This window comes from Inquilinus sp. OTU3971 (assembly GCF_038440215.1).
On record NZ_JASATH010000316.1, the window covers coordinates 1 to 5,217 of the forward strand.

3 protein-coding genes are annotated in these 5,217 nt (G+C 68.7%); 1 reads left to right on the forward strand and 2 read right to left on the reverse strand.

Features of this window, described 5'->3' with window-relative positions:
- Positions 1-32: 32 nt before the first annotated feature.
- On the reverse strand, positions 33-1,418 hold the full coding sequence (locus AAHM41_RS38645) for an ABC transporter substrate-binding protein (protein WP_342241952.1): 1,386 nt from the start codon (positions 1,416-1,418) through the stop codon (positions 33-35).
- Positions 1,419-1,501: 83 nt separating this feature from the next.
- Complete coding sequence (locus AAHM41_RS38650; protein ID WP_342241953.1) at positions 1,502-2,551, reverse strand: LacI family DNA-binding transcriptional regulator; 1,050 nt, start codon at positions 2,549-2,551, stop codon at positions 1,502-1,504.
- A gap of 399 nt (positions 2,552-2,950) precedes the next feature.
- Between AAHM41_RS38650 and katG the strand changes: the two genes are divergently transcribed.
- The gene (gene katG / locus AAHM41_RS38655; RefSeq protein WP_342241954.1) at positions 2,951-5,131 is read left to right on the forward strand and encodes a catalase/peroxidase HPI; all 2,181 of its coding nucleotides are present in this window, start codon (positions 2,951-2,953) and stop codon (positions 5,129-5,131) included.
- Positions 5,132-5,217 lie beyond the last annotated feature (86 nt).

The window sequence follows — 5,217 nt, forward strand, 5'->3', positions numbered from 1 at the left end:
GCGGCCCCCCCCCCCCCCCGGCAGGTCGGTCCTTAACCGGCGATTTCCTTGATCCGGGCGATCATCTCATCAACCGCCTGATCGGGCGAGACCCCGTCCTGGACCACGCGGTTCAGCGCCTTGGCCCAGACATTCTCCGCGTTCACCGTGGTGAAGTGGTAGTTGTAGACGAAGGGGAAGGGCACCGTGCCCTCGGTGAACTGCTTCGACACCACGGCGCGGTGCGGGTCGCTGCCGTCGGTCCAGAACGGCCGGGCGGCGCCAGACTTGGTCACCGGATACCAGCGGCCGACCGAGCCCTCGACGAAGGGCGTCAGGTTCTCGTCCTTCAGCATGAAGGCCATGAACTCCTTGGCCCGGGTCTTGTTCTTGGAGTCGGCGAAGATCACCGCGGTCTTGGTCGCCGCCAGGTTCGGCAGCGTCCCGCCGTCCGGCTTCTTCGGGAACAGGGTGGTGCGGATGTTCTCCTCGTAGTTCTTCTTCGCCTGGGCCCGCTGCTCCTCGGTCAGCGTCTGGTTGGTCGAATCGTCCAGATGCTTGCTGGGGATCGAGATCGTGGCGTTGTGGGTCAGGACGGTGGTTTTGTTGTGGAAGTTGACGTTGTTGTCCGTGTCGAGCCAGTTGACCGAGGAGGGCGGGGTGCAGCCGCGGGTGAAGATCGAGCTGTAGCCCTTGACCGCCTCGATCATCGCCGCCCGGTTCTCCGGCTGGTCGAGCACGATCTTGCCGCTCTCGTCGACGATCTTGACGTTGTAGGCGTTGGCCCAGGTCAGGAAGCTGAAGAAGGTGTCGGAGGCGGCGACGCTCATCGGATGGCCGATGGCGTAGATGCGCTTGCCCTTGGCGCGCAGGCCAGCCTGCACCTTGTCGCACCAGAAGTCCCAGTACGCGTTCCACTCGGTCGGGATGTCGGCCTCGCTGAAGCCGGCGTCCTGCAGCATGTCCTTCCAGTAGAAGATGTGCATGGTCTGGCGTTCGATCGGGAAGGCGTAATAGGCCTTCTGCCCGGTCTTGCCGTTCATCAGGAAGGTGGTGGCCAGCGCGTCGGGCTGGAACTGGTCCTTGATCGGGGTGAGGACGTCGCTGACATCCTCCAGCCGGCCCTCGAAGGCCCACTGCCCGGTGGTGCGGAAGTCGTAGGTGGTGCAGTAGCCGACATCGGGCGGCGTGCCGGCCTCGACCGCGGCGACCGACTTCACGATGCAGTCCTCGGTCGAATACAGCGACAGCTCGACCTTGACGCCGGTGGCCTTCTGGTACCGGTCGATCAGGTCCGTCAGGGCGGCGTCCTCGCCCTTGTAGAACCCCTTGGTGACCCAGACGGTGAGCGTGTCCTGCGCCTGGGCGGGCAGGGCGGCGGCGAGGCCGAGGGTAAGAGCACAACCCGCCATGAGGTGGCGGAGACCGATCTTGGGCATGGAACTTCTCCCAGAACAGAGGAATGGAAGCGGCGGCTTGTGCCGTCTTGGTGGTGGCTTCCGGACGGCCGGAAGCGGGGCTTTCAGGCGGGCCTCCTGGCGGTGGAGCCCCGTTCGACGATCTCGAAGCCGACATCGATCACCCGGGGCGGCGCGGGCGCGTCGTCCTTGGCCGCGAGGATGCGCAGCAGCAGTTCGCCGACCCGGCGGCCGATGTCTTCGGCGTCGATCCGGACGGTCGACAGCGCCGGCACGCATTGCCCGCCGATCTCGAAATCGCCGAAGCCCATGATCGAGACCTGCCCCGGCACGGCGATGCCGCGGCGGTGGCACTCCATCAGGGCGCCGACCGCGGCGAGGTCCGAGACCGCGAACACCGCGTCGATCGGCCCGGCAGCGTCGAGCAGATGAGCCATGGCGGCGGCCCCGCCGGCGAAGGATACCGGCACCTGGCCGCGATGGACGACGGCGTCGACCGGCAGCCCGGCCTCGCGCAGCACTTCGGTGAAGCCGATCAGCCGGGCCTCGCCGCGGAAGTCGTGCGAGGCGCCGCCGACCGCCGGGCCGATGCCGCCGATGCGGCGGTGCCCCAGCGCGATCAGGTGCCGCGCCGCGGCCCGGCCGGCCTCGATGTTGGAGAAGCCGACGGCCCGGTCGATCGGGGCGGCCGCGCCGCAATCCCAGATCTCGACCACCGGGATGCCGGCGCTGCGCAGCATGGTCCGCGCCGCCTCGGTATGGTGCATGCCGGCCAGCACGATCGCCTCCGGCCGGCGCTCCAGCATCGCCCGCACCAGCGCTTCCTCCTCACCCATCCGGTAGAGAGTATAGCCGATCAGCAGCTGATAGCCGGTCCGGCGCAGCGCCTCCGACAGCCCATGCGCGGTGTCGGCGAAGTTGGAGTTGGTCAGCGTCGGCACCAGCGTCGCGATGAAGCCGGTGCGGCGCGACGACAGGGCAGCGGCGACCTTGTCGTCGACATAGCCGAGCTGCTCGATCGCCCGGCGGATGCGGTCGCGCGTCTCCGGCGCCACCCGGCTGCTGCCGGCCTGCACCCGGGACACGGTCATCGGCGAGACCCCGGCGAGACGGGCGACGTCCCGCATGGTCGGCCGGAGGGAACGCTTGGGCATGGCTTGGCTCTCGATCGGCCGCGCGGCCACTCCACGCCGGGTCGCGTGCCGGTGGGGCCGCGCATCCCGGCGCGTCCGGGCGGCAGCAGGCCGGCTGATGGGGCGAGGCCACGCGGAAGCGCAACAGGCCACGGAACGCGTCATCGGCGGGGCCGGGTGCGTCGTGCGGTCGGGCGGATGCGATCGATGGCAAGCATGATGTCGGCCCTCCCCAAGGCCTGAAGTGAATTTGTACTTCTTATTAATGTGACCGGTAACATGGGCGGCCATGCCGACGCAAGAGCGAGGCTGCTGTCGCTCGCCGCCAAGGTTCGGCGATCACATGCCCATTCGTCCTTGGCCAAAGCCCGAAGTTGGTTTTAGAATGATTCAAAATTGTGGAACGCGAACGGAGGGAACATGTCTAGTGAAGGCAAATGCCCGGTCACGGGCGGTACCCGCGGACATACCAACCGCGACTGGTGGCCGGACCAGTTGAACCTCTCGGTGCTCCACCTGCACTCCGCCCTGTCCGACCCGATGGGCGAGACGTTCGATTACGCCAAGGAATTCAAGAGCCTCGACCTGAACGCCGTGATCCAGGACCTGCGTGCCCTGATGACGGATTCGCAGGATTGGTGGCCGGCCGATTTCGGTCATTACGGCGGGCTGTTCATCCGCATGGCCTGGCACAGCGCCGGCACCTACCGCATCGGCGACGGCCGCGGCGGCGGCGGACGGGGCCAGCAGCGCTTCGCGCCGCTGAACAGCTGGCCGGACAACGGCAATCTCGACAAGGCGCGCCGGCTGCTGTGGCCGATCAAGCAGAAATACGGCCGCAAGCTGTCCTGGGCCGACCTGATGATCCTGGCCGGCAACGTCGCGCTCGAGTCGATGGGCTTCAAGACCTTCGGCTTCGCCGGCGGCCGCCCGGACACCTGGGAGCCCGACCAGGACATCTTCTGGGGACCCGAAGGCAAGTGGCTCGGGGATGAGCGCTACAGCGGCGACCGCGAGCTGCAGGGCCATCTCGGCGCTGTGCAGATGGGCCTGATCTACGTCAATCCGGAGGGCCCGAACGGCAACCCCGACCCGGTCGCCGCAGCCCGCGACATCCGCGAGACCTTCGCCCGGATGGCGATGAACGACGAGGAGACGGTCGCCCTGATCGCCGGCGGCCACAGCTTCGGCAAGACCCATGGCGCCGGCGACGCGGCCAAGGTCGGCCCGGAGCCGGAAGGCGCCGACATCGTCGAGCAGGGCCTGGGCTGGATGAGCAGCCATGGCAGCGGCTTTGCCGGCGATGCGATCACCAGCGGCCTGGAGGTGACCTGGACCTCGACACCGACGAAGTGGAGCCACGAGTTCTTCAAGAACCTGTTCGAATATGAATGGGAGCTGACCAAGAGCCCGGCCGGGGCGCATCAGTGGACGACGAAGAACGGCGCCGGCGCCGGCACGATCCCGGATGCGCACGACCCGTCGAAGCGGCACGCGCCGGCGATGCTGACCACCGACCTGTCGCTGCGCTTCGACCCGGCCTATGAGAAGATCTCGCGGCGCTTCTACGAGCATCCGGAGCAGTTCGCCGACGCCTTCGCCCGCGCCTGGTTCAAGCTGACCCATCGCGACATGGGTCCGCGGGCCCGGTATCTCGGCCCGCTCGTGCCGAAGGAGATCCTGCCCTGGCAGGACCCGGTGCCCGAGGTCGACCATCCGCTGGTCGACGCGCAGGACATCGCGGCGCTGAAGGCGAAGGTCCTCGCCTCCGGCCTCACCGTCCCGCAGCTGGTCTCCACGGCCTGGGCGTCGGCCTTGACCTTCCGTGGCTCCGACAAGCGCGGCGGCGCCAATGGCGCGCGCATCCGCCTGGCGCCGCAGAAGGACTGGGCGGTCAACCAGCCGGCCCAGCTGGCGACGGTGCTGGCCAAGCTCGAGGCGATCCAGCAGGAGTTCGACGCCTCGGCGCCCGGCGGCAAGAAGATCTCGCTGGCCGACCTGATCGTCCTCGCCGGCGGTGCGGCGGTGGAGAAGGCGGCGAAGGATGCCGGGCAGGACGTGCAGGTGCCCTTCACCCCGGGCCGTACCGACGCGACGCAGGAGCACACCGATGTCGACTCCTTCGCGCCGCTCGAGCCGAAGGCCGACGGGTTCCGCAACTACCTCGGCAGCGGCGCGCATCCGCTGCCGCCCGAGGAGCTGCTGGTCGACCGGGCGCAGCTGCTGACGCTGACGGCGCCCGAGCTGACGGTGCTGGTCGGCGGCCTGCGCGTGCTGGGCGCCAATACCGGCAACTCGCCGCACGGCGTCTTCACCAAGCGGCCGGGGGTGCTGAGCAACGACTTCTTCGTCAACCTGCTCGACATGGGCACGCGGTGGCAGCCGTCGCCGGACGCCGAGGGCGTGTTCCTGGGCCGGGACCGGAAGACTGAAGAGGCCAAATGGACCGCCACCCGCGTCGACCTGATCTTCGGGTCGCACTCGCAACTGCGGGCGCTGGCCGAGGTCTATGGCAGCTCCGACGGGCAGGCGCAGCTGGTGAAGGACTTCGCCGCGGCCTGGACCAAGGTGATGAACCTCGACCGGTTCGACATCGCCTGATGTTGGCAGCGGTGCCCCCCCGGGGGGCCCGGGGGCCCCGCCCCCCCGGGGAAAATACCCCCGCAAGACCCCGAGGGGGGGGGGGT